The organism is Hymenobacter wooponensis, assembly GCF_004745865.1.
Classification (GTDB): domain Bacteria; phylum Bacteroidota; class Bacteroidia; order Cytophagales; family Hymenobacteraceae; genus Hymenobacter; species Hymenobacter wooponensis.
In genome coordinates this window covers 311,983-334,270 of sequence record NZ_SRKZ01000002.1, presented here as the reverse complement: position 1 = coordinate 334,270, position 22,288 = coordinate 311,983, and the positions used below count along the sequence as shown (strand labels likewise).

Annotated in this window: 18 protein-coding genes and 1 tRNA gene; 13 read left to right on the top strand and 6 right to left on the bottom strand. The window is 59.4% G+C overall.

From position 1 onward, the window contains the following. Positions 1–224: 224 nt before the first annotated feature. Both EU557_RS07680 and EU557_RS07675 read left to right on the top strand, forming a co-directional pair. On the top strand, positions 225–1,484 hold the full coding sequence (locus tag EU557_RS07680) for a sensor histidine kinase (protein ID WP_135529813.1): 1,260 nt from the start codon (positions 225–227) through the stop codon (positions 1,482–1,484). Positions 1,485–1,656: 172 nt separating this feature from the next. After that, positions 1,657–2,406, top strand: a complete 750-nt coding sequence (locus EU557_RS07675; RefSeq protein WP_135529812.1) for a LytR/AlgR family response regulator transcription factor — start codon at positions 1,657–1,659, stop codon at positions 2,404–2,406. 75 nt (positions 2,407–2,481) lie between these two features. On the opposite strand, the gene wrbA is transcribed toward EU557_RS07675, so the two are convergent. After that, a complete protein-coding gene (wrbA, locus tag EU557_RS07670) occupies positions 2,482–3,093 on the bottom strand; it encodes an NAD(P)H:quinone oxidoreductase (protein WP_135529811.1) in 612 nt (203 codons plus the stop codon). A gap of 526 nt (positions 3,094–3,619) precedes the next feature. Here wrbA and EU557_RS07665 point away from each other — a divergent pair. The 6 genes from EU557_RS07665 to EU557_RS07640 all read left to right on the top strand — a co-directional run bounded on the left by EU557_RS07665 (position 3,620) and on the right by EU557_RS07640 (position 9,765). After that, positions 3,620–4,201, top strand: coding sequence for an RNA polymerase sigma factor (locus EU557_RS07665; protein WP_245326199.1), 582 nt, complete (start codon positions 3,620–3,622; stop codon positions 4,199–4,201). A gap of 4 nt (positions 4,202–4,205) precedes the next feature. Next, on the top strand, positions 4,206–5,795 hold the full coding sequence (locus EU557_RS07660) for an outer membrane beta-barrel protein (RefSeq protein ID WP_167855121.1): 1,590 nt from the start codon (positions 4,206–4,208) through the stop codon (positions 5,793–5,795). Positions 5,796–5,913: 118 nt separating this feature from the next. Further along, the gene (locus EU557_RS07655; RefSeq protein WP_135529808.1) at positions 5,914–6,279 is read left to right on the top strand and encodes a DUF6970 domain-containing protein; all 366 of its coding nucleotides are present in this window, start codon (positions 5,914–5,916) and stop codon (positions 6,277–6,279) included. A 229-nt stretch (positions 6,280–6,508) separates the two neighbouring features. Further along, entirely contained in the window at positions 6,509–6,844 is a 336-nt protein-coding gene (locus EU557_RS07650) for a hypothetical protein (protein ID WP_135529807.1), read from the top strand. A 124-nt stretch (positions 6,845–6,968) separates the two neighbouring features. Further along, positions 6,969–9,005 (top strand): excinuclease ABC subunit UvrB, encoded by a 2,037-nt coding sequence (gene uvrB, locus EU557_RS07645; RefSeq protein WP_135529806.1) that lies wholly within the window; start codon positions 6,969–6,971, stop codon positions 9,003–9,005. Positions 9,006–9,228: 223 nt separating this feature from the next. Next, positions 9,229–9,765 (top strand): hypothetical protein, encoded by a 537-nt coding sequence (locus tag EU557_RS07640; protein ID WP_135529805.1) that lies wholly within the window; start codon positions 9,229–9,231, stop codon positions 9,763–9,765. Here the strand turns inward: EU557_RS07640 and EU557_RS07635 are convergent. The 3 genes from EU557_RS07635 to EU557_RS07625 form a co-directional block, all read right to left on the bottom strand. After that, entirely contained in the window at positions 9,737–10,240 is a 504-nt protein-coding gene (locus tag EU557_RS07635) for a DUF421 domain-containing protein (protein WP_135529804.1), read from the bottom strand. The genes EU557_RS07640 and EU557_RS07635 overlap by 29 nt on opposite strands. A 123-nt stretch (positions 10,241–10,363) precedes the next feature. Then, positions 10,364–11,038 carry a response regulator transcription factor gene (locus EU557_RS07630; protein ID WP_135529803.1) on the bottom strand — a complete coding sequence of 225 codons (675 nt, stop codon included), beginning with the start codon at positions 11,036–11,038 and terminating at the stop codon, positions 10,364–10,366. A gap of 301 nt (positions 11,039–11,339) precedes the next feature. Then, complete coding sequence (locus EU557_RS07625) at positions 11,340–12,785, bottom strand: sensor histidine kinase (protein WP_135529802.1); 1,446 nt, start codon at positions 12,783–12,785, stop codon at positions 11,340–11,342. A gap of 228 nt (positions 12,786–13,013) precedes the next feature. On the opposite strand from EU557_RS07625, the gene EU557_RS07620 reads away from it, so the two are divergent. Together EU557_RS07620 and EU557_RS07615 are read left to right on the top strand one after the other, a co-directional pair. After that, positions 13,014–13,805, top strand: a complete 792-nt coding sequence (locus EU557_RS07620) for a GLPGLI family protein (RefSeq protein WP_135529801.1) — start codon at positions 13,014–13,016, stop codon at positions 13,803–13,805. Positions 13,806–13,974: 169 nt separating this feature from the next. Then, entirely contained in the window at positions 13,975–16,830 is a 2,856-nt protein-coding gene (locus EU557_RS07615; RefSeq protein WP_135529800.1) for an outer membrane beta-barrel family protein, read from the top strand. A gap of 78 nt (positions 16,831–16,908) precedes the next feature. Here EU557_RS07615 and EU557_RS07610 read toward each other — a convergent pair. Next, positions 16,909–16,981: transfer RNA gene (locus tag EU557_RS07610), tRNA-Gly, on the bottom strand. 179 nt (positions 16,982–17,160) lie between these two features. Here EU557_RS07610 and EU557_RS07605 point away from each other — a divergent pair. From EU557_RS07605 to EU557_RS07595, 3 genes are all read left to right on the top strand, one after another. Beyond that, complete coding sequence (locus EU557_RS07605; RefSeq protein ID WP_135529799.1) at positions 17,161–17,403, top strand: hypothetical protein; 243 nt, start codon at positions 17,161–17,163, stop codon at positions 17,401–17,403. Positions 17,404–17,738: 335 nt separating this feature from the next. Beyond that, entirely contained in the window at positions 17,739–18,275 is a 537-nt protein-coding gene (locus EU557_RS07600; RefSeq protein ID WP_135529798.1) for a GNAT family N-acetyltransferase, read from the top strand. A gap of 52 nt (positions 18,276–18,327) precedes the next feature. Next, entirely contained in the window at positions 18,328–19,437 is a 1,110-nt protein-coding gene (locus EU557_RS07595) for a dienelactone hydrolase family protein (RefSeq protein WP_135529797.1), read from the top strand. 461 nt (positions 19,438–19,898) lie between these two features. On the opposite strand, the gene EU557_RS07590 is transcribed toward EU557_RS07595, so the two are convergent. Next, positions 19,899–22,223, bottom strand: coding sequence for a B12-binding domain-containing radical SAM protein (locus EU557_RS07590; RefSeq protein WP_245326198.1), 2,325 nt, complete (start codon positions 22,221–22,223; stop codon positions 19,899–19,901). Positions 22,224–22,288 lie beyond the last annotated feature (65 nt).

Below are 22,288 nucleotides of genomic sequence, written 5' to 3'. Positions count from 1 at the left end.
GAACTGGAAGCAAACCTAGGGGGCGCTCTATATCCTATTTCTGCTATTCAACCAACCCAAAGTGCCAAGCCCGTAACAGCTGATTTTACCCGCCAAACACTACCGGGCCGCCCCTCAGCTGGCCTAAAAGAGTTTCACGGGGGGAGAGGGGCCGTTGGCGGTCTATGTAGGTATGTTGATTGAAAAGCAACGCCATTGGCACGGGTAGAGCCGTATTTTTAGGAATGGAAATATCATCCGTACCGCTTGTTGGCCTAGGTTCAGAGGAAGCCGCTACCCGGCGTAGCTGGCGGGCCCGGCTCGGTTCCTTGCTGCGGCCCACCAACTGGTCGGCGGCGCCGGATGCCGGGCGGGTGCCCCGCGGAATTCATGCTTTGCTATGGCTATGGCTGCTGGCCTTAGATGGCCTAAAGCTTATCGGACCGGTTTCGGCCTTGCCACATGTGCCGGCAACAGCTGCTGAGTGGCAACCGCTCCTAAAACTGCTAGGCCGGTTGGTAGTAGAGGACCTCGCAGCTGCTACATTATTTTACGTGACCTGGCGCTGGCTCATCCCTCGCACGCTGGCCCGAGCCCAGGTAATTCAGTACGTATTGCTAGCGGCGCTGCTGGTAGGGCCATACGCACTGGTGATAGGGGAGATTACTTACCGCACGTCGCCGAAAAAGGCGGGCCGTACCTATCAGGTCACGGAAACAGCTCCCGGACAGAAAAAATCAGTTACTACCATTGTCAAGCCTGCCAAGCCAGCTATTTCGGAGGAGTGGATGCGGGTACTGGCCGCGGGGTTTGCGGGTATATTCATTGTGGGCAGCAGCTCGGCCCTGCGCATCACCGGCGACTACGTGCGTGGGCAGCGCAACCGCCGTGAGCAGGAGCGCCAGCAGTTGCTTACGGAGCTGGCCATGCTCAAAACCCAAATCAACCCCCACTTCCTCTTCAACACGCTCAATAACATCTATTCCCTCACCAGCCGCAAGTCAGACAAAGCCCCGGAGGCTGTGCTGCGCCTGGCGGAGATTATGCGCTACTTGCTCTATGAAAGCAGCACCGATATGGTACCGCTCAGCCGGGAGCTGGCTCACCTAAATGCCTTTCTGGACCTACAACGCCTGCGCTTGCCCGCCTCCGCGCCCGATGCCATCCGGTTAGACATCAGCGGTACCTCCCCCGATTGTGCTCACCCAATTGCGCCGCTACTGCTGCTGCCGCTGGTAGAAAATGCCTTTAAACACGGAGATTTGGCGGCTAGGCCAGTAGCCGTGCATATTACCCTAAATCTGACTCCTGATGGGCTGCTCCGGTTTTCGGTGCTGAACTATGTGGCCGACCCCGATGCCTCCCGTGACCTGCCTAAACAGCCCGGCGGCGTGGGCCTCGTAAACCTGCACCGGCGGCTTGAGTTGCTCTACTCCGGCCGCTACACGCTGCAGGTGCAAACCCCACCCGGCCAGCATCAGGTTACTCTCACGTTGCAAAACTGATGGCAGCAAGCTGGCAATTACTGGCCTAGCACAACCCTGCTCACACTGCTCAGGCAACCATTGAGGCTAAACTAGGCATCTGGTAGGCAAGCATCTGAGCAGAACACTGAAGGCCAGTATATTTACTCCACCTAGTTGCCCATCAACCATCAGCCCCTCATACCTTCCTTTCATGACCTGCGCTATCCTTGATGATGAACCTCTAGCCCTTGACCTGCTGGCTGACTATTGCGCCCAGGTACCTGGCCTAGAGCTGAAAGGGCAATTTGATGACGCCTTGGCTGGCTTGGCTTTCCTGCAGGATACGCCCGTGGATTTAGTATTTCTGGATATTCATATGCCGCGCCTAACAGGGGTGCAGCTGGCTCAGCTACTGCCCCAGCCCGGTCCGCGCATCATCTTTACCACGGCCTACGACCAGTACGCTGTGCGTAGCTACGAGCTAAACGCCGCCGATTACTTGCTCAAGCCCATTGCCTTTGAGCGGTTTTTGCAGGCTGTGCAAAAGGTGAGGCAGCAACTAAACGGGGGCGCCGCTGCTCCGGCTGCTACTGGCCTAGCCCCAGCGCCAGCCGCCCCAGCTGAGCATCAGTCGGCTTCTTCTGATGCAATGTTTGTGAAAAACGAGCACCGGCTGCAGCGCGTTGCCTTCAATGATATCCTCTACATCGAGGGCATGAAGGAATACCTCATGATTTACACCACCACCGGCAAGGTGCTCACGCTGCAGTCGTTCCGGCGAGTGGATGAGGTACTACCGCCCGATCGTTTCGCCCGTATTCATAAGTCGTACTTGGTAGCCTTGAGTCGCATCGAGCACCTAGAGCGAGGCAAAGTGCAGGTGGCGGGCCGCCTGCTCCCCATCGGCGACACCTACCGCGAGTCATTTGCCAGCCTGATTAAAGCCTATAACCAGTTGTAGGCTGAGTATATGCCCAGCAAAAAGCCCAGCCAGGATATCCTGACTGGGCTTTTTGTATGAAGTGAGTGAGCCTGATTATTTTGACAGCTTGCTGGCAATTTCGGCGGTGTGGCGGCCCTGGAAACGGGCGCCTTCCAGCTCGTTTTCGCTGGGCTGACGCTCGCCCTGACCACCGGCCACGGTGCTGGCGCCGTAGGGAGTGCCGCCCGTTACAGTTTCGTGGCCCGTCTGGCCCTGCCAAGCGTAGGGCAGGCCTACAATTACGAAGCCATGGTGCAGTAGCTCGGTGTGGAAAGAGCGGATGGTAGTTTCCTGACCCCCGTGCTGAGTAGCCGTGCTCACGAATACGCCGCCCGCTTTGCCTACCAGCTTGCCTTGAGCCCACAACGCACCCGTAGCGTCCATAAACGACTGCATCTGCCCGCACACGTTGCCGTAGCGAGTAGGAGTACCGAAGATGATAGCATCGTACTGATCCAACTCATTAGGGGAGGCTACCGGAATGTGCTCAAACGCTTTCTGCGCCTCAGTGGCCCCAATCTGATCAAGAATAGCCTGGGGCAGGGTTTCCGGCACGCGCTTAACCACTACGTCGTTACCAGATACCTGACGGGCGCCTTCGGCTACCGCTTCAGCCAGCTTATACACGTGGCCATACGTGGAATAAAACAGAACGAGGGTTTTCATATGGTACTGGATTTGGGTGAAATGGAGGAAGATGAAGTCTGCCAAACGTATGTACAGACACTAAGTTGCTGCAAGAGGCAGTAAAGAATACGCCAATATATGTACATACATTGTAATGTGGTATAAGGTTATTGTAGATAAAATGCGTTGGTCTGTCTAGTGCTTAGTAGCGCTATAATTCGGAAATTTTAAATTTATCGGGATGGTATGCAACCAAACAGACGTGACCCGGCATCTCCATCACAGAACGCCGCCCTACCTGCTAAAAGCGGCGTTTCAACTACCAGTTTAGCATCAAGCTTATCCGACTTTAGTAGCGTATGCAGCATTCTTACTTGCGCGGACATGAACCCCAGGAGGGGCCGGCCGCTGGTGAGCGTCTTACTACCGGACCCCGTGCGGGCCGGGTAACTCCATGAGCGCCTTGTCGGCCTCATTAGGAGGGGGCGGGCTGCGTAGCCTGTTACCGGGCCGAGCCACTACCACCAGCCGCTCGGAGTCCCTATCCTCGTCGTTATCCGCTCCTGTGCGTACTCTCACTCCGCCTTCGCAGCTCTCCGACAATGAGCTGCTGGACGGTTGCCTGTCTGGTAGCCGCCTGATGCAGAAATACCTCTACGAACGTTTTGCGGGCCGCATGATGGCCGTGTGCATGCGTTACGCCCAAACCACCTTCGAAGCCGAAGATGTACTGCAGGAGGGGTTTCTGACCGTGTTTAAAAATCTGGGCAGTTTCCGGCGAGAGTGCCCGCTTGAATTCTGGATTCGCCGTATCATGGTGAATGCCGCCTTGCGCCAGCACCGCCGCAACGCCCCCCTGGTAGCCGTCAGCGACGGTGGGGAATACCCCGAGGACCTGGCCGGCGAAGAGTTTACCCTCTCAAACTACAATTTCGAAGAGCTCTTGCTGATGATTCAGGACTTAGCACCGCGCTACCGCATGGTGTTTAACCTGTTCGCCATTGAGGGCTATGGGCACAAGGAAATCGGCGAGATGCTGGGAATTTCCGAAGGCACCAGCAAATCACAATATTCCCGGGCTCGGGCAATCTTGAAAAGTAAAGTAGAGCGCCTCGACGCTCAGCGTACTCATGGCTTCCGCTCCTAATAATATGTCTAACAACCCGCGCCCCTCCGGTGACCTGGAACATTTGTTCCGGCAAACCTTCGCGGAGGCCGAAATTCAGCCACGCACGAACCTCTGGGAACAGCTCGATCATGAGCTGGTAGTACAACAAAATGACTCCTATCGGCGGCGGCTGGTGGTACACCGTTGGGTGGCCGCCGCCTGCTTGCTGCTGGCGCTGGGCTTTGGTGGCTGGGCCGCTTTGTGGCAGCTGAATAAAGGCAAGGCTGGGCAAATAGCTTCCTCTGATGCACGTTCCGGTAACGCGGCAAGTGGCCTAGGCACTGGAGCATCTACGGAGGGTAGGGCAGCCCAAGCTGGCCCCGAGGGCTCTACAACTGAGCTGGCCACTACGGGGGCACAGCCTAACGCTGCTGGAGAAACCTCAGGCTTACTGGCAACTGGTCCGCTAGGCCAGTCAGAGGCATATACTTCGGCGGCAGGAGCTGCTGACAACATGTATGCTGCGGCCGGCGCAACTGCAGCTGCACGAGAACAGGCCTACCAGGCAGGGCACTTGGGTAGCTATGCTGCCACAAGCTATCCTAAGGACTATAGCCGCTCCGGCAGCGCTGCTGAGGGGGGCATTAACTATGGGTTTGCCTCACAAGGCCAGTATGGCGCCGCCACCGCCTCTGACCAGCTGATGGGCCTATCGTATCTGACGTCGCGGTTGCGTAGCTCTCTGGGCCTAGGCCTGCCTGATACGCTGAAGCCTTCCCTGCTAGCCCAGCCCGCTCCGGCGGCCAGCCAACTGGCGGCTGTAACGGCTCCGGAGCCGGAAGAGCGCGAGGCACCTAAGCTGTGGCACCGTTTGCGGGTAGGAGGCACCTATGCTGCTTCCGCCTACAATCCTAACATCAACTTCTCCCAGGCAGACAGCAAGCTCAAGGCGGATGCCTTAACGCTGGCCCTCAATAGCTACTACCGCGAGGATGCTGAAACGGAATACCGCCGCAACCTGCGGGCTGGCTTAGCCCAGCGCGTAGCTCTCACGGTTGATTATGCCATCAACAAAAAGTGGAGTGTGGGCTCAGGGGTTGAAGTAGCTGAGCAACGGGCCAAGTCCGCCACTTCTTATGGTTTCATTGACGGCAAGCAGGTACGCAGCAGTGACCTTGTACTGTTCAGCTCTGCAATGCGGGCACCTACTGCTCAAGTGGCCCGTACTACCTCGTACCGGTACCGGAGTGCCAGCGTGCCCGTGATGGTGCGCTATGGCTCAAGCAAGCCCGGAGCTTCACTGTACGCCAAAGTGGGTGCCGCCGTAAATGTGCTCTTAAACAGCCACTCGGAGCTGGAAGGCTCACCGGCAGTTACCCGCACCTACACCCTGTCTTCGCAGGATTCTCCCTACCGCAAGGTTATGACTACGGTACGCGGCGGGGCCGGTGTCCGCTATCAGCCTGCTACGGCTAAGTGGAGCATGGCCGTAGGGCCCGTAGCCGAAGCCGGGCTGACCACCCTCAACGCCCACCCCAACCAGGCCACCCTGCACCAGAGCCGCCCTTACTCCATAGGCCTAGAAGCTACCGTGGAGTTTGGCACCACTCGGCCCGTAGTAGCGCTGCACTAACCAAGTGACGTAAAGTCAACCGCCGGGAGTAGTGCTTGACTAGCTGGTTCTGTTAGGCTCGGGAACTTCCCATTCTACCAAATCATTCGCACGATTTGGGCTCTCCTCACCACCCTCTATGAATCGAACATTTACTTTTTTGGCAGCTTGGCTGCTCTTTCTAGTCACTGCCTGTAGCGCCGATTTATCGGGAGATGCCGCAACCGCCCCCTGCCCCAGCGACTTTTCTGCTACTCTCATTGAGCAGCTAAAGCAAAAGCCCAAGCAAACGCCCGCCGCTGAGGTTACGCAGTACACCTACAAGGGCAACACCGTGTACCTGGTAACGGGCGGCTGCTGCGACAACTACAACTACCTCTTCGACCACTGCGGCAACGTGCTGTGTGCGGCTAGTGGCGGCTTATCGGGGGTGGGCGACGGCCGCTGCACTGACTTTTCCACTACTGCCACCAACCCCGTACTACTCTGGCGCGACCCCCGGTAGCGATACTCTTATACCTACACAGTTTTTCACTTGATAGGCTATGCGTTTGCTGTACTTAGTGCTGGTTGTTGTGATGTTGGCTGGCTGTAGCAAGAAAGAAAATGAAGATATCCACCCGAAATTTGTGCCGGGGGAAATAATCTTGGGTGCTGAAGCGAGTACAACATTAGTGCAATTGTTTGCATTGGCTAACTCCTACAAGCTGCCTATAAAGCAAGTAGCGCCCTGTTTGTATACCACTACTGTTTCCAAGGATAGCGCAGACTATGTGAAGAACATAGTGATGAGCAAGGCCTACGGCAATACCCCGGAGTGGCCTATGTTTGTGCGTGCACAGGGAACCGGTTTGCAAGTTGGCGGCCGCTTTCTGGCGATGCCGTTGTCTGCCCAACAGGACTGGCTAGCGACAGTGCGCCAACTACGCTTACAGGAAGTGTCTATCACGAAATCATGCACTGTGCAAGTGCCGGTAGGAGAGGAGCTAGCCTACGTAGCGCGCCTACAGGCAACGCCCGGGCTAGCCTTTGTTCAACCCAACCATTACGTTCAGATTACATTGCACTAGGCCACTAGGCGTAGCATATGCAAAACCCATCTGCCAGCCAGATGGGTTTTTTCTTTTGCCAGGAAACCTCCCGTATTCTAATTCAGTTATCATAGGCTACCCTTTCTGGCCTATATTTCCCTGCATGGAATACCAACTGACCTCAGAGTTTAAACCCACCGGCGACCAGCCTACCGCCATTGCGCAATTGGTAGAGGGCGTTAACAACGGGGAGCCGGCGCAGGTGCTGCTGGGAGCCACCGGCACGGGCAAAACCTTTACTATGGCCAACGTTATTGCCCAAACGGGCAAGCCGGCCCTGGTGCTCTGCCACAACAAAACCCTAGCCGCGCAGCTCTACGGCGAGTTCAAGCAGTTCTTCCCCAACAACGCCGTCGAGTACTATATCAGCTACTACGACTACTACCAGCCAGAGGCTTACATTGCCAGTACCGACGTTTTCATTGAAAAGGACCTGGCTATTAACCAGGAAATTGAAAAGCTGCGCCTGCACTGCACTTCCACGCTGCTCAGCGGCCGCCGCGATGTAATTGTGGTGGCATCGGTGTCGTGTATCTACGGTATTGGTAACCCCGAGGAGTTCGGGAAGAATGTGATTTACCTGGCACCAGGCCTACGGTATTCGCGCAATAACCTGCTCTACTCTTTTGTGCAGATTCTGTACTCGCGCACCGAGCAGGAGTTTACCCGTGGCTCCTTCCGGGTGAAGGGCGACACCGTGGACATTTTCCCGGCCTACGCCGACCACGCGTACCGTATTTTCTTTTACGGCGACGAAATTGAGGCTATTCATAAGATTGACCCCGCGAGCGGCAAAAAGCTGGGCGACGAGAAGTCGGTGACGCTATACCCCGCTAACCTCTTCGTGACGGGCAAGGATACGCTCAACCAGGCCATCAAGGAGATTCAGTTTGACATGGTGCAGCAGCACGCCTATTTCGAGAAGGAGGGGCGCGACTCGGAAGCCAAGCGAATTGTGGAGCGCACCGAGTTTGACCTGGAGATGATTCGGGAGCTGGGCTACTGCTCCGGTATCGAGAACTACTCGCGCTACTTCGACGGCCGCCAGCCGGGTTCCCGGCCTTTCTGCCTGCTCGACTATTTTCCCGACGACTACCTGCTAGTAGTAGACGAGAGCCACGCCACCATGCCCCAGATCCGGGCCATGTGGGGCGGCGACCGAAGCCGTAAGGCGGCACTCATTGAGTATGGGTTCCGTTTGCCCTCGGCTTTCGATAACCGCCCGCTCACGTTCAACGAGTTTGAAAGCATGATCCGGCAGGCCGTGTTCGTTTCGGCCACGCCGGCCGACTACGAATTGGCTCGCGCGCAGGGTGTAGTGGTGGAGCAGATTATCCGTCCGACTGGCCTACTCGACCCCGAAATTGACCTGCGCCCCAGCGTGAATCAAATTGACGACTTGCTGGACGAGGTAGACAACCGCGTGAAAATGGGCGACCGGGTGCTGGTAACCACGCTCACTAAGCGTATGGCCGAGGAGCTGCAGAAATACATGGAGCGCTTGGGCATCAAGTCGAGTTACGTGCACTCCGATGTGAAGACGCTGGACCGCGTGGAAATTCTGCGCCAGCTACGCCTGGGCGAAATTGACGTATTGATTGGGGTAAACCTGCTCCGCGAGGGCCTCGACTTACCCGAAGTGAGCTTAGTAGCCATTCTGGACGCCGATAAGGAAGGCTTCCTGCGCGACCAGCGCAGCCTGATTCAGACGATGGGCCGGGCCGCCCGTAACGACCGGGGTAAGGTTATTATGTACGCCGACCGCATTACGGGCTCCATGCAGCGGGCCATTGATGAAACCAACCGCCGCCGCGCCACACAGCTGGCCTACAACGAAGAGCATGGCATTACGCCCCGCACAGTGCGCAAGTCTCGCGAGGCCATCATGGAGCAAACGTCCCTCTCCGATTACCGCATCCAAGAAGGCACTGCCTACGCTGGCCCCGATACTGATGTGGCCCTAGCCATAGCCGCCGAGCCGGTAGTGTCAGTAATGGCGCGCCCCGACCTAGAGAAGCTCATCAAGCAAACCGAGAAGCAGATGGAAGCCGCCGCCAAAGACCTCGACTTCCTCACCGCTGCTAAGCTCCGCGACGAACTAGCGGCCCTCAAGCAAGTATTGAAAACCAAGCGCGACTAATTCAGGCTGCACAGAAGTGAAATACGAAGAGCCCTTACGTAGAGCGGAAACGCTTTGGTAAGGGCTCTTCTCTTGTGGAGTTGTTCTCCGCTGTGTTTGAACTAGAGATGGTACCTGTGCTTGCCTTGAGCGCTCAGGGTAGTACTTCGGCACGATAGTAGAATGAAGCCCCTGGCCTAGCGACGCTTAGTCAGGGGCTTCGTGTATTCTTTCTTGCTACTGTATGTCTCTATTCTTACGCTTCAGCCTAGTATTGCCGGCCATGTTGATGTTGCGGCTTGGTGCGGCTCAGTCGCAGCCTGCTCACGAGAAAGTGCCGGCTGGGCCGTTGCCAAGGCTGCCGGAAACGGCCTTGCAGCCGGTGCTAATGAGTACCGTACTGCCTCCCGCCGCAGGCCAGCGGTATCAGTACCAGATAGTGCGTTTGTACAACGACCAATGCGTGTATCTGGCACCAGCTTGGCGGGGGCAAACGAAGCTGCAGCCTCCCAAGCAAGGCTTGTTCTCCAGCCCTGAGCCCGGCGAGGTAGATGCGCTGCTGATAGGGGCTCTGAATGAGCTGGCCCAGGACGGATGGGAACTGGTAGAAATCCAAACCTCAGCGCAGCCCGTGAAGGCCACACAAAAGATAGAAACGGCCCTGGCCTACAACGATCCGCAGCGCCCCACCTACACGGGTACTACCGCCATCGAAACGCTCAATCAAACGCGCTACCTATTTCGCAAGGCACTTACGCCGGCTTCTTCAGGACCACGCTGATACGGCCGTTGCGTTCCAGGTAGGCCCGCTCAACCTGGGTCACGTCATCGAGGTTGCCGCTGTTGCGCAACCCTTCCTGCAGGTCTTTCTCCGAGAAGCTCACCCGCCGCAGATTGAGGGGCAACGGCTGGCCATTGTCGACGAGTGGAAGCGCATTGCCCTTCACCAGCCGGCCCACCGTATCGGAGAAGAAGGAAATGTAGGAGAGCAGACGGTATAAGCCTATCAGCACGGCCCCCGTCAGTAAGGTAGCCCCAAAAGGGGAGGCCGCTACAATGGCGCGGCTCAGCACGGCCCCAAAAATCACCTTCAATACCATATCGAGGGCACTGCCGCTGCCGAAGGCTTGCTGCCCCGCTAAGCGTAGCAAGGTCAGGGCCCAGAGAAAAACGATGATAGCGCGTGCACACATCTGCAGGGTAGTGATGTTGTGCGAACTCGCATGAAGACCTAGGAGCTCGTTCAGGAAATGCATGGGAGGGGAGTTAACAGTTCGGTAACATAACTATACCCATCCCAGGTGTTCTGAGTTACTTTCTACTTTTCCGTGCACTTTGCAGGCATATGGCAGCCTACGCGGGGCTGTGTCAGGAGTGGCCTACCAGAGTAGCTTGTAGCCAATGCCACGCACATTTACTATCTGCACCTGCGGGTCGTCTTTGAGGTAACGGCGCAGGCGGGTGATGAACACGTCGAGGCTGCGGCCATTAAAGAAGCTGTCGTCGCCCCAGAGCTCTTGCAGCACGGCGGTGCGCTCCAATACCTGGTTGCGCTGGTCGTAGAGACACTTGAGCAGTTCAGCTTCGCGGTTAGTGAGCACTTCTTCGTGCAGGCCTAGCCGCAGGCGCTGCTTGGGGTGGTCGAACTGGTAACGGCCGATGGTGTACACGCTGCTAGGCGTAGCTACCGGAACTGGGGCACCCAGCCGAGCCCTGATGCGCACAATCAGCTCATCCATGCTGAAGGGCTTCTTGAGGTAGTCGCTGCCGCCCAGCTCAAAGCCCCTGACCACATCGGCAGGCTGAGAGCGGGCGGTGAGAAAGATAATGGGCACGGCCGGGTTGTCGCGCCGGATGATTTCGGCCAGCGAGAAGCCATCCAGGCGGGGCATCATCACGTCGGCCACCACAATATCGGGGCACTGCTCCCGGAATAGCTCCAGGCCTTCCTGCCCATCGGCAGCATAGCGCACCGTAAAGCCCCGGACCTCCAAGCTATCTTTCACAATCATGCCCAGGGCAGGCTCGTCTTCAATGAGGAGAATGGATGGCATGGAAGAAGGGAGGAATAAGTGATGATGGAAGATGATAGAACATCAACTCCCCTCCTCAGATGATTCCGTGCATAAAACGGAGTGGGGTTGGGGGCGGTTGATACCCGTTGTTTACCAGACCGTCGTTCTGAGCGCTGTCGAAGCATCTCTACCGCTGGCTAATCAACTGGCCTAGAACGTCAGCAATGAAGCGGTAGAGATGCTTCGGCAGGCTCAGCATGACGGTCTAGTGTAATCGTTCTAGGCCAGTCAACTATCCCCACTCCCTCCTCATCTGAGAAAGGGAATTGACGTTCTGGCGTCACCCAACCGGCAGCCACAGGGAAAACTCGCTGCCGTGGTTGGGCTCACTGCGAACTGCGATGTGGCCGCCGTGGCGTTCTACTACCTGTCTGACGTAGTACAGGCCTAGGCCAAAGCCTTTCACGGGGTGGAGGTTGCCAGTGGGCACGCGGAAGAATCGGTCGAAGATGGCGTCCTGGTAGCTCTTTGGAATTCCGATGCCGTTATCGCGGACGGTGAGGCGCCAGCCGGTTTCGTCGCGGCGGCCCCGAATGGCTACCGTTACCTGCTCGCGGGAGTACTTAATGGCATTGTCGATGAGGTTGTTGAGAACGTTGCTGACGTGCAGGCGGTCCAGATTCAGCGATACCGAGGGCTCCAAGTCCACCTCAAATAACACCGGCTTGGGCGCTTTCAGCTGATGGCGCGTTACCAACTCCTGCACCAACTCGGCGGGGCACACCAGCTCGGGATTGAGTTCCAGGGTCTGGCGCTCCTCCACGGCAATGTTGAGCACTTTCTCTACCAGGTCGGAGAGGCGTTGGAGCTCATTGCGGCTGATGCTGAGGTAGGCTTGGGCCTTCTGCGGATCATTGAGCGCCCCGAAGTTCTGCATGGCCTCTACCGCCGCCGACACCGTGGCTAGGGGCGTTTTCAGCTCGTGGGTCATGTTGTTGATGAAGTCGTTCTTGACTTCAGAGAGCTTCTTCTGCTTCAGGATAGTAGACAGCATCAGCAGAAAGCAACCCGTGGTGAGGCCCAGCAACAGCACCGAGCCCGCCAGTAGGCCACCCATGCGGCGCAGAATGTAGCTGGTAGGCGCCGGGAAGGTGGCCCGCACGTACAGGTTGCTGATGGGGTTGAGCGGCACCGGCGAGGTTTGAAAACCGCTTTGCGCTTTTGATAAGGCGGTGTGGCGCTTCTGGGCCAGGTGCGTGCGGTCCACAATGGGCAGGTGCAGCGTGTCTAAGGTGAACTGCATGGGCATATCGCGCAGCTTTAGCTCCGTTTGGTAGGCCTGTTGCAGGTGCTGCATATTCACCCGCTTGCCGTTTGCCCAATCGTCCAAGACCAGGCGCGACAGGCGTTTGGCTAGGGTATCGGCGGCAGCCCGGCGGGGCAATACCTCCTTCACGATGTCACGCCGCACACTAATACGAACCGGCCGCCGTCCTGAATCGGGCGTAGTGCTTCCCCTAGATTTCAGCACAATTCGGTCTAGGCCAGTGCCGTCGTCATACTTGTGAAAGATGACCATGTTGCCCGGCGCTCCTGAATCAATAAACTGGCGTGCGGCAGCTAACTGGTACTGCTGCACCACACCCAGCAAAGCTTCCCGAGCAGTGCGCTGAAACTGCGCCGAGGTGAGCTGGTAGGTATTGTACAGCCAATAGCCCTGGAACCCATTAATGCCCAGAATGCACAGCGCAATCAGCCAGAAGATAGAGCGGATGCGGCGTTTCATGGGTGGGTGGTTGTTGATTTCCAGTGGTTGATTGTTGGTTGCTGAATGTTGGATTGACGAGATGCTAGCTGTCGGCATCTAACCATCAACAACCAGCAACCAGCCCGAAAATACAACCTCCGGCGCGGGCTTGGTAAGCCGTTAACATACATTAACATAAAGTAACAGTGCTTTACATGGGCTCTGCGGTGCTTTGCAAGCGTCAACCACTTCTAACGCTTGCTCGCCATGAAAGCCCTTTTCTCCTTTTTACTCGTGCTCCTGCTGGGCACTGGCCTACGCTCCGCTGCTTCGGCTCAGTCGGCTCCTAAATCTGGCCGCATCCAGTACGAAGTCGCCCAGCGCGTCGATCCGTCGCAGATGCGCATTGTCATTGATGGGCAGGTGATAAAGCCTGGCAGCCCGGAGTTTCCCACCGACATTCCCGATACCCGCAATTTCGGCATGACGCTGAGCTTTGCCGGGCCCTACGCCAAGGAGGAGCGCCAAAACATGGCCATGCGCATCATCAGCGCCGGGCCAGGCACTGCGCCACAAACCACCAACCTCGGCCGCCCCTTCGAGGAGGCCGTGTACGTGGACATGAACAGCCGCTCCTACGCCACGGTAGTAGGCCTGAAAGACGGCGACGCCACCACTACCTACCGTACCGACGCGCCCTTCACCCAGCCCGAAGGCTGGAAAGACACCGACCAGACCAAAAAGATAGCCGGCTTTACCTGCCGCAAGGCCACCGTGCCCTTCCAGAAAGAAACCTACACCATCTGGTACACCACGGAACTGCCCTTCACTTACTCGCCCATCCGGGAGCTGCTGCCTACCCAGGGCGTAGTGCTGTCTGTAGAAAGCCCCAAGGAGCAATTCAAAGCCACCAAAGTAGACCTCAAGCCCGTACCCGAGGCCGAAGTGCGCCCCGTCGCTGGCGCCCAGCTCGTCACCACTGAGCAGCTCCGCGACCTACGCGAGAAAGCCCGCGCCAACTTCCGCCAGCGCCTCATGGACCGGGAAACCGGCAATTAGTGTGAACCCCACCCCCGGCCCCTCCCCTCCGGGAGAGGGGTGCGTTCTGGTAGCCATGATCAGCAGCTCATCATGCATTGCTCATTTCCCTCGCTTGGCACCCCTCTCCCGGAGGGGAGGGGCCGGGGGTGGGGTTCCCCGTCAGCACATCCTTGCTCAACCTATCCCCATGCGCTACATTCTACTTCTACTCTGCTGGCTGAGCCTGGGAACTGCCTTGGCCCAGAAACCCACAGCTCCCGCCGCCACTGGCAAAGCCCAGATTCTGGGGGCGGTGGCCGACTCGGCTACGGGCAGGCCGCTGCGGGAGGCTTCTATCTCCCTGCTGGCGGGGCGGGATTCGTCTTACCTCAGCTTCACGATTACCGATGGGGATGGGCGCTTTGCTCTGCGCAACGTGGGCAGCGGGCGCTACTTCCTGCTCGTTACGTTTCTGGGGTATAAAAGCCAGCTGCACCCGGTGAGCGTGGGCGCGGGTGGCCTAGAGGTGCCGGTGGGCACGCTGCGGCTGCGGGCCATGGCGCAAACGCTGGGCGAGGTGGTGGTGCAGCAGGAGCGGGCCCCCGTAAGCGTGCAGGGCGATACGGTGGCCTTCAGCGCCAAAGCCTTCAAAACCCAGCCCAACGCCGCCGTAGAATCCTTGCTGAAGAAGCTGCCCGGCGTAGAGGTAGACCGCGACGGCAATATCAAGGCCCACGGCCAGGATGTGCAGCGGGTGCTGGTGGACGGCAAGCCCTTCTTCGGCGACGACCCCAAGATGGCCACCCGCAACCTGCCCGCCGACATCATCGACCAGGTGCAGCTTTACAACCAGCGCAGCGACCAGTCGGCTTTCTCGGGCATTGATGATGGCACCCAGCAGAAAACCCTGAACCTAGTGACCAAGCGCGACAAGCGCAAGGGCTACTTCGGGCAAAACGGGGTAGGGGCGGGCACCGATGGGCGCTACCAGGCCCGGCTGGGGCTGAACCGCTTCAACAATGGGCGGCAGCTCTCGGCCGTAGGCCAGGCCAACAACCTCAACCAAACCGGCTTCGGCGACAACGGCAGCCCCGCGGCCGGCGACGCCAGCAGCGGCCCCGGCGGGAGTGGCCTAGGCGGCGCGCTGCCCGGTGGTTTCGAGGGGCCCGGCAGCGGCGGGGGCGGCCCGGTACGGATAGCTAGCGGCGGCAGCCGCCAGGGCCTGAGCAGTGGCACCGGGGGCGGCAACCAAGCCATTGGCGTTACGGAGGCGCTATCGGGGGGCTTGAACTACCGCGACGCCTGGGGCAAGCGCGCGGAGGTGGCCACCAGCTACTTCGTCAGCCGCAGCACCATCCGCAATGGCCAGCAGATTCGGCGCGAAAACGTGGCCACCGGCACCACCGAGCCGGGCGAGTCGCTCCTGACCCAGCAGCAGGCCGACTCCCGCAACCGCGTGCTCAGCCAGCGCTTTAACCTGCGCCTCGACTACAAGCTCGATTCCCTGACCTCCCTGCGCTTTACGCCCAGCCTGTGGTGGCGCCAGAGCAACGCCCTGAATATAAGCCAGCAGCAAACCAGCGTGGGCGAGCGGCAGCTCAACCAAAGCCTGAGCCGCTACCAGTCCGATGCCAACACCCTCTGGGGCGGCGGCAACACCCTGCTGATGCGCCGATTCGCCAAGCTGGGCCGCACGCTCTCGGCCAACCTCAACACGGTGCTCAACAACCAGGACGGCGACGCCCTCAACCAAGCCACCAACACCTTCTTCGCCCCCGACGGCACGCCCACCACCAGCCAGCTCAACCAGCGCATCGGGCTGGACAACCCCGCCCGCACCCAAACCCTGAACCTCTCGTACACCGAGCCCCTGAGCCTGCAGCACAAGCTGGAGTTGCACTACAACCTCGCCGACAGCCGCAGCCGCGCCAACCGCCAAGTGCGCGACTTCGACGAAACCACCGGGACGTATAGCAGCCTGAACCTCCCGCTCAGCAACCGCTTCAGCAGCAACTTCCGCACCCACCGCGCCGGCCTCACGCTGCAAACCAAGCGCCTGCGCTACACCTATGGCCTGGGCCTGGATGCCCAGCAGGCCGACCTGCTAGTGAACAACCAAACTGCCGACCTGGCCCTCACGCGCCGCTACCAGCAGCTGTTGCCCAACGCCCTGTTCAGCTACAACGGCAGCCGCAGCCGCACCGTGCGCTTCAACTACCGCACTCGCCTGCAGGCGCCCACCGCCGTGCAGCTGCAGCCTGTGGCCGATAACACCAACCCCCTGAGCGTGCGCCTCGGCAACCCCGACCTGCGCCCCGAGTACATCCATACCCTCACGGGCACCTACACCCAGTTCAACGCCGTGAACAACCGCAGCGTATTTGCCTCCCTCAACGGCAGCAAGGTGCAAGACCGCATTGTGTCGGCCACGTCGTTCAGCGCCCGGGGCGTGCAAACCACCCGGCCCGTAAATGCCGATGGCTACGCCACGCTCAACGGCTTCGCGTCAGTGGGGCAGCGCCTGGCCTGGCACAAGCTCAACCTGAACCTGACCACCAACGGCAACCTCACCCGCAGCCGCAGCTTCGTGAACGACCAGGCCAACGACACGCGCTCCTGGAACCTGGGGCAGGGCCTGAGCCTTAACTCCGCCTTCAACGACCAGCTGGAGCTCGGCCTGCGAGCCAACGCCACCTACCAGCGGGCCACCTACTCGCTGCTGCCCCAGCAAAACACCTCCTACTGGACCCAAACCCTGGAAACCGACCTGTTCTACCAGCTGCCCGGCAACTGGGCCATCAGCAGCGACCTGTGGCTGACGCGCTACGCGGGCCGCTCAGCGGGCTTCAACCAGAGCGTAGCCCTCTGGAACCTGGCCCTCACGCGCCAGCTCTTCAAAGCCAAGCAGGGCGAGCTGAAACTACAGGCCTACGACCTGCTCAAGCAAAACCGCAGCGTAGTCCGCAACGTGACCGATACCTACCTGGAAGACGTTCGCAGCAACGTCCTAACGCGGTATTTCCTGCTGAGCTTCACCTACAACCTGCGGCAGTTTGGGAAGTAGAGGCAGGAGCTTTCAGAAGTATTTAAGTTAGTAATGAAAAAGCCGCTTGCCTTAATTAAGGCAAGCGGCTTTTTATTGAGCGAGAAACGAGGTTCGAACTCGCGACCCTCAGCTTGGGAAGCTGATGCTCTACCAACTGAGCTACTCTCGCTGATGAAGGTTGGTAGAAGCAAAAGTACACGCCTAAAATCAATTTGCAACTGCCGCGGCGGGGGAAGTGAGCAGAGTTTTTCGCTGTGGCAGGCGGCTTTTCCGTAAGTAGGCGTTCTACGCTGCCGCGGGCCATTCCCGGCGCCCTGCCCATTGCCTCACCTCCAATAAGTTTCTCGTATGCCTTGGCCGCTTTCGCCCCCTACCCGCCGCCTGGTGGGGCTGCTGTTTCTGCTTTCTGGTGCTTTGCTCGTGATTGGGGAGGCCCTGCGTATGTACGTGCTCTACACCCTCTATGCCACCCAGGGCCCCAATGCCATTACCTCGGTCCAGATTGTCATAAACCTCACGCTGCTGGTGCTAGGCCTGTTGATGCTGCGCTACGGCTGGCGCGAGCGGCGCGGCAACGATACCGTAGATTAACGGCCTGCGCTAGTAGAGCTAGCCAGCAAGTTCCCCGCCTTAGCTAAGGAGGGGCCAGGGGTGGTGGAGTGGCCTAGAACGACTACCTGAACAGCCCTCCAGCTCGTCATGCTGAGCGGAGCCGAAGCATCTCTACCGCTTCGTTGCATTCTCCTAGGCCAGTAGTTAGCCAGAGGTAGAGATGCTTCGACAAGCTCAGCATGACGGGCTATGTAAAGAAGTAAGAAACGATTGTCAACCACCCCCAACCCCTCCTTTCCAAGGAGGGGAGCTTCGTTCTGCTGAAGCCGCGCTAGGCCTGTTACCTTTGCGGCTCTTTCCCGATCTGGTTTTCTATGACTTCTCCGCTTCGTATTCTGGTGGCTAAGCGCACCGCGGCCACCGCGGCCCAACTCGCCGAGCTGGGCCGGCAGACTTTCCATGAGGCCTTCGCGGCCCAGAACCGGCCCGAAGATATGGCGGCCTACCTGGCTGCGAGCTTCAGCCCCGAGCAGCAGCTGGCGGAGCTGCAGGACCCCAATACCGTGTTTCTGCTGGCCCAGCTGGTGCAAGACGTGGTGGGCTACGCCAAGCTCAAGCTCCACTCCACCCTAGGCCAGGAGGAAGGCAAAGTGCCCGAAGAACGGCTGGAGATTGAGCGCCTCTACATTCTGGAAGACTGGATTGGCACGGGCCTGGGCGCCACCCTCATGCGCCGCGCTATTGAGGAAGCCCGCCAGCAGAAGTGCCGGGCTGTGGTGCTGGGCGTGTGGGAGAAGAACACCCGCGTCATTGAGTTCTACCGCCGCTTCGGGTTCAAGCCCATCGGGCAGCACGAGTTCCGGCTGGGCCAGGACGTGCAGACCGACCTCATTCTACGGAAGGGCCTGTAGGGCAAGCGTGTGTCGCTTACCTTTACGCCTTATACCCCTTAGCTGCTTGCCCTTGAAATCAGTTTGGTATGCTTGTTCGGCGGAGCTGACATCCGCATTGGTAGAGGCGCGGCCGGGCCGGTGGTGGCTGAGCGCCGTGGCCCTGGCCCTCACCACGGCCTGCTCCACGGATAGCTCCCGCGACCAGCCCACCATTCCCCTGCCCACCGGCCACTACGAGGGACCCATCACCTACCGCGGCTCGGAGCTGCGCGTGGCCCTCGATCTGCGCGAGGCCACGCCCGGCCAGCTCCAGGGCGACATCAGCTTCCCCGAAAACCCCGGCCTCTCTTTCCCGGCCGGACAGCTGCGCTACAAGGAGCCCCAGCTGCGCCTGGAGCAAGACCCCACCCAGCCCGGCGGCATCAGCTTACAAGCCCTCCGCGAGGGCGACTTCCTGCGCGGCGTACTCAGTTGGGACAGCGCCCAGGTAGATTTTGTGTGGGTGCGTCGGGGCGAAGCCGCCCCGCGTGGCTACCGGGAGCAGGAGGTAAAGCTGCGCGATGTGGGCCTAGGCCAGTCGGCCACCCTGCGCCTGCCCGAAGACACCCTGCTGCGCCACCCGGCCATAGTGGTGCTGGGCGTGCCCGCCGCCCAAGCCGCCCGCCTGACCCGCCAGGGCTTCGTAACCCTGACCCTGCCCACCACCATCCCCACCGACTCCGGGGCTACCGCCGCTGTAAGCGCCGCCCTGACCCTGCTGCGCACCCAGTCCGCCGTAGATAGCAGCAAAGTAGGCCTCTGGAGCCGCGGGCCCGCCACGCCGTGGGCAGTAGCTGCCGCCGCGCAAGCCCAGCCCCAGGCGACCTTTGTTGTGCTGGAAGGCGCCCCCGCCCGCACCGCCGACGAGGCCAAAGCCTACCAGGTCCTGAGCCAGCAACGCATCCCCGCCCTAGGCCACTACGCCGCCCTCGACACCTCCCTCAACATCCCAGACAACTACCGCCGCCTCCGCGGTGTACTAGGCGCCCGCCGCAACGGTATGGTCCGCACCTACCCGCGCGCCACCGCCGCTTTCATCGTGCCCGGCCGCGCCGCCACCAACGGCCAGTGGCAGTGGCCCACGCCCGCCCCCGGCTACTGGGAAGGCCTAACTGACTGGCTCCGCCTAGTCACGAAGTAGAGCCACAAGAACGAAGCTCCCCTCCTCAGCTGAGGAGGGGTTGGGGGTGGTTGATAATCGTTGTTTACAGAGACCGTCATGTCGAGCTTGTCGAGACATCTCGCGTGCTGACGGTGCAATGCTAACCCAACCCAATAGCACGTCATCCTAACGAAGGAAGGATCTTCTTACTTGCTGATGTTGCAATAGTAATTCAAGCCCCTCTCCTGAGGGGAGGGGTTGGGGTGGGGTACCACGTTAGCACGACTGGCCTAGCGCCTCGTGCTGACGTGATAAGATCCTTCGCTCCACTCAGGATGACGTGCTATGAAAGTGAAGTGCGGAATAGGATGAACAACGAAGCGGTAGAGATGCTTCGACAAGCTCGACAGGATGGACTAGATAAACAACGCTCCGGTCAACCACCCCCAGCCCCTCCTCATCTGAGGAGGGGAGCTTCGTTCTGCTACCCTCTACCTAGCCTAGAGAATCAACAACCCCTTCTCCCGCAGCAACTGCCAGCTCTGCGACTGTAGGAACTGCTCGAAGTTCTGGCCTTGGGGGAAAGTGCGGGCGGCATCTTTCAGCAGGACCTTGGTGTCGTAGTCTGCCGTTAGACCTGATAGAAGCTCCTGGAGCCACTGGCCTATGGCAGCAGGTACTTTTACCTCGAAATCCTCGGCTTGCTCGTAGAAGGTGAGCACGGCGCGGGGGCCTTTCTTGCCGGCTTCCAAGGTCAGTTCCGGGGCGTTGCCCAGCCAGAACAGGCGCTGGTTCTGCTTCGCGAAATCTGGTTTCACGGGCTCCTGCAGGGCCTGCTGAATCAGGTGGCGCGGCACGGTGGGCTTGGGCACCCGGAAATCGAACCAGAAGCTGAGAGGCTCCTGCAGGGCCACGCCGTGTAGGTAGTTGTAAAGCGCTTTGGCTAGGCCAGGTCCGAACTGCTCGTGGTCGGTGCCGGTAGGGTCGTCGTGCCAGAGGTCGTTCCAGGCGAAGGGGCCAGGCTCGGGGCCGATGGGTTGCACCTTATACTTCTCCGGGTTCTTGCCTACGGGCGAGTGGGCCGTCATGGAAAACCGGTGCCAGTAACCGCTCTGCACAATGCCTGCACCAAACAGCTGGCGCACTACTTCCAGCGAATCCACGGTTTCCTGGGCGGTTTCAGTGGGGAAACCATACATCAGGTAGGCGTGCACCATAATGCCGGCCTGGGTGAAGCCATCCGTCACGCGGGCCACCTGGGCAATGGTCACGCCTTTCTCCATGAGGGCCAGCAGCCGATCAGAAGCCACCTCTAGGCCACCCGACACTGCTATGCAGCCCGAGGCGGCCAGCAGGCGACATAGGTCGGGGGAGAAGGTTTTCTCGAAGCGGATGTTGCCCCACCACGTAATGTTCACCTGCCGCTTCAGCAGCTCAATGGCCAAATCGCGCAGGGCCAGGGGCGGGGCAGCTTCATCCACGAAGTGGAAGCCAGTCTGGCCGGTTTGCCGCACAATCTGCTCAATACGGTCAACCAGCAGGGTGCTGGGCGCAGTTTCGTAGCGTGAGATATAGTCCAGCGTCACATCGCAGAAGGAGCAACGCTTCCAGTAGCAGCCGTGAGCCACCGTGAGCTTGTTCCAGCGCCCGTCACTCCAGAGCCGGTGCATGGGGTTCAGCACCTCAATCACCGACAAATACTCCGTCAGCGGCAGATCAGAGTAATCCGGCGTGCCCACCTCCGGGTGCGGAATATCCGGGAAAGGCTGGTTTACATACACCACCTCACCCGTCTCATTCCGCAGGAAAGTCCGCTGGAAGGGCAACTGGTGATTTATCAGCTCGTCATGCTGAGCCTGTCGAAGCATCTCTACTGCTTCGCCTACAAGATTGGGGTTAGCCAGAGGTAGAGATGCTTCGACAAGCTCAGCATGACGTTCTAATGCTGGTGCATACCGTCGTTCTTTTTCCTCCCTCAAGTGGCCTAGCAGCCGCAGCCACGGGCCTTCGCCATCATCGAGGGTCAGAAAGTCGATGTAATTGAAGAAGCGGGGCTCCTTGATCTGGCGCAGCTCGGTGTTGGGGTAGCCGCCACCCATTAGGGTTTTGGCCGTCGGGCGCAGCTCTTTCACACGGCCCGCTAGGCGGATGGCGCCATAGAGGTTACCAGGAAATGGTACCGTGAAACCCACCACATCGGGCTCGGTGCGAGCCACTAGCTCATCTAGTAGCTCCAGCAGCATCTGGTCGAGCAGGTTGGCGGGGGCATCCAGCGCCTCCTGCAAGCCATCAAACGTAGTGGCCGACATAGCCAGCTTCTCCGCGTAGCGTGAAAAGCCAAACTGCGGCCCCACGGTTTCCTTAATTAGGTCGCCGAGGTCTTCGAGGTAGAGTGTGGCCAAGTGGCGGGCCTGATCGGTGAGGCCCATGGTGCCGAAAGCGCTTTCCAGGTCGGCCACGTTATCGAAACGGCTGGCTTCGGGCAGAAAGCGGCTGTGGCAAATGCGTGGGGCCAGCGTATTGTCCTTGTTCTGCAGAAATCGGATGACCGGCTCAATGGTGCTCAGGTAGCTGCGGCGCAGGCGCAGCATCCGTTTAGCGTTGTCGCTCAGGTCGAAGCCGCCGGCCTCAATGGCCGCAAATACCCGCGCTAGGCCAGTCTGCGAGAACAGCTTCAACACTAGCTCTAGGCCTAGGTCAGCTTGCGTCACACTATAGCCACGCGAACCGAGAAAGCCCTTCAGGTAGGCCGTGGCCGGGTAGGGCGTATTCAGCTGCGTAAGCGGCGGGGTAATGAGCAGGATGCGAAGAGAAGATGTAGGCACGGCAGCAACAACCACAAACTAGCGGCAATGGTGCCGCAAAGGTACGGCCGTATATGTATGGTCTA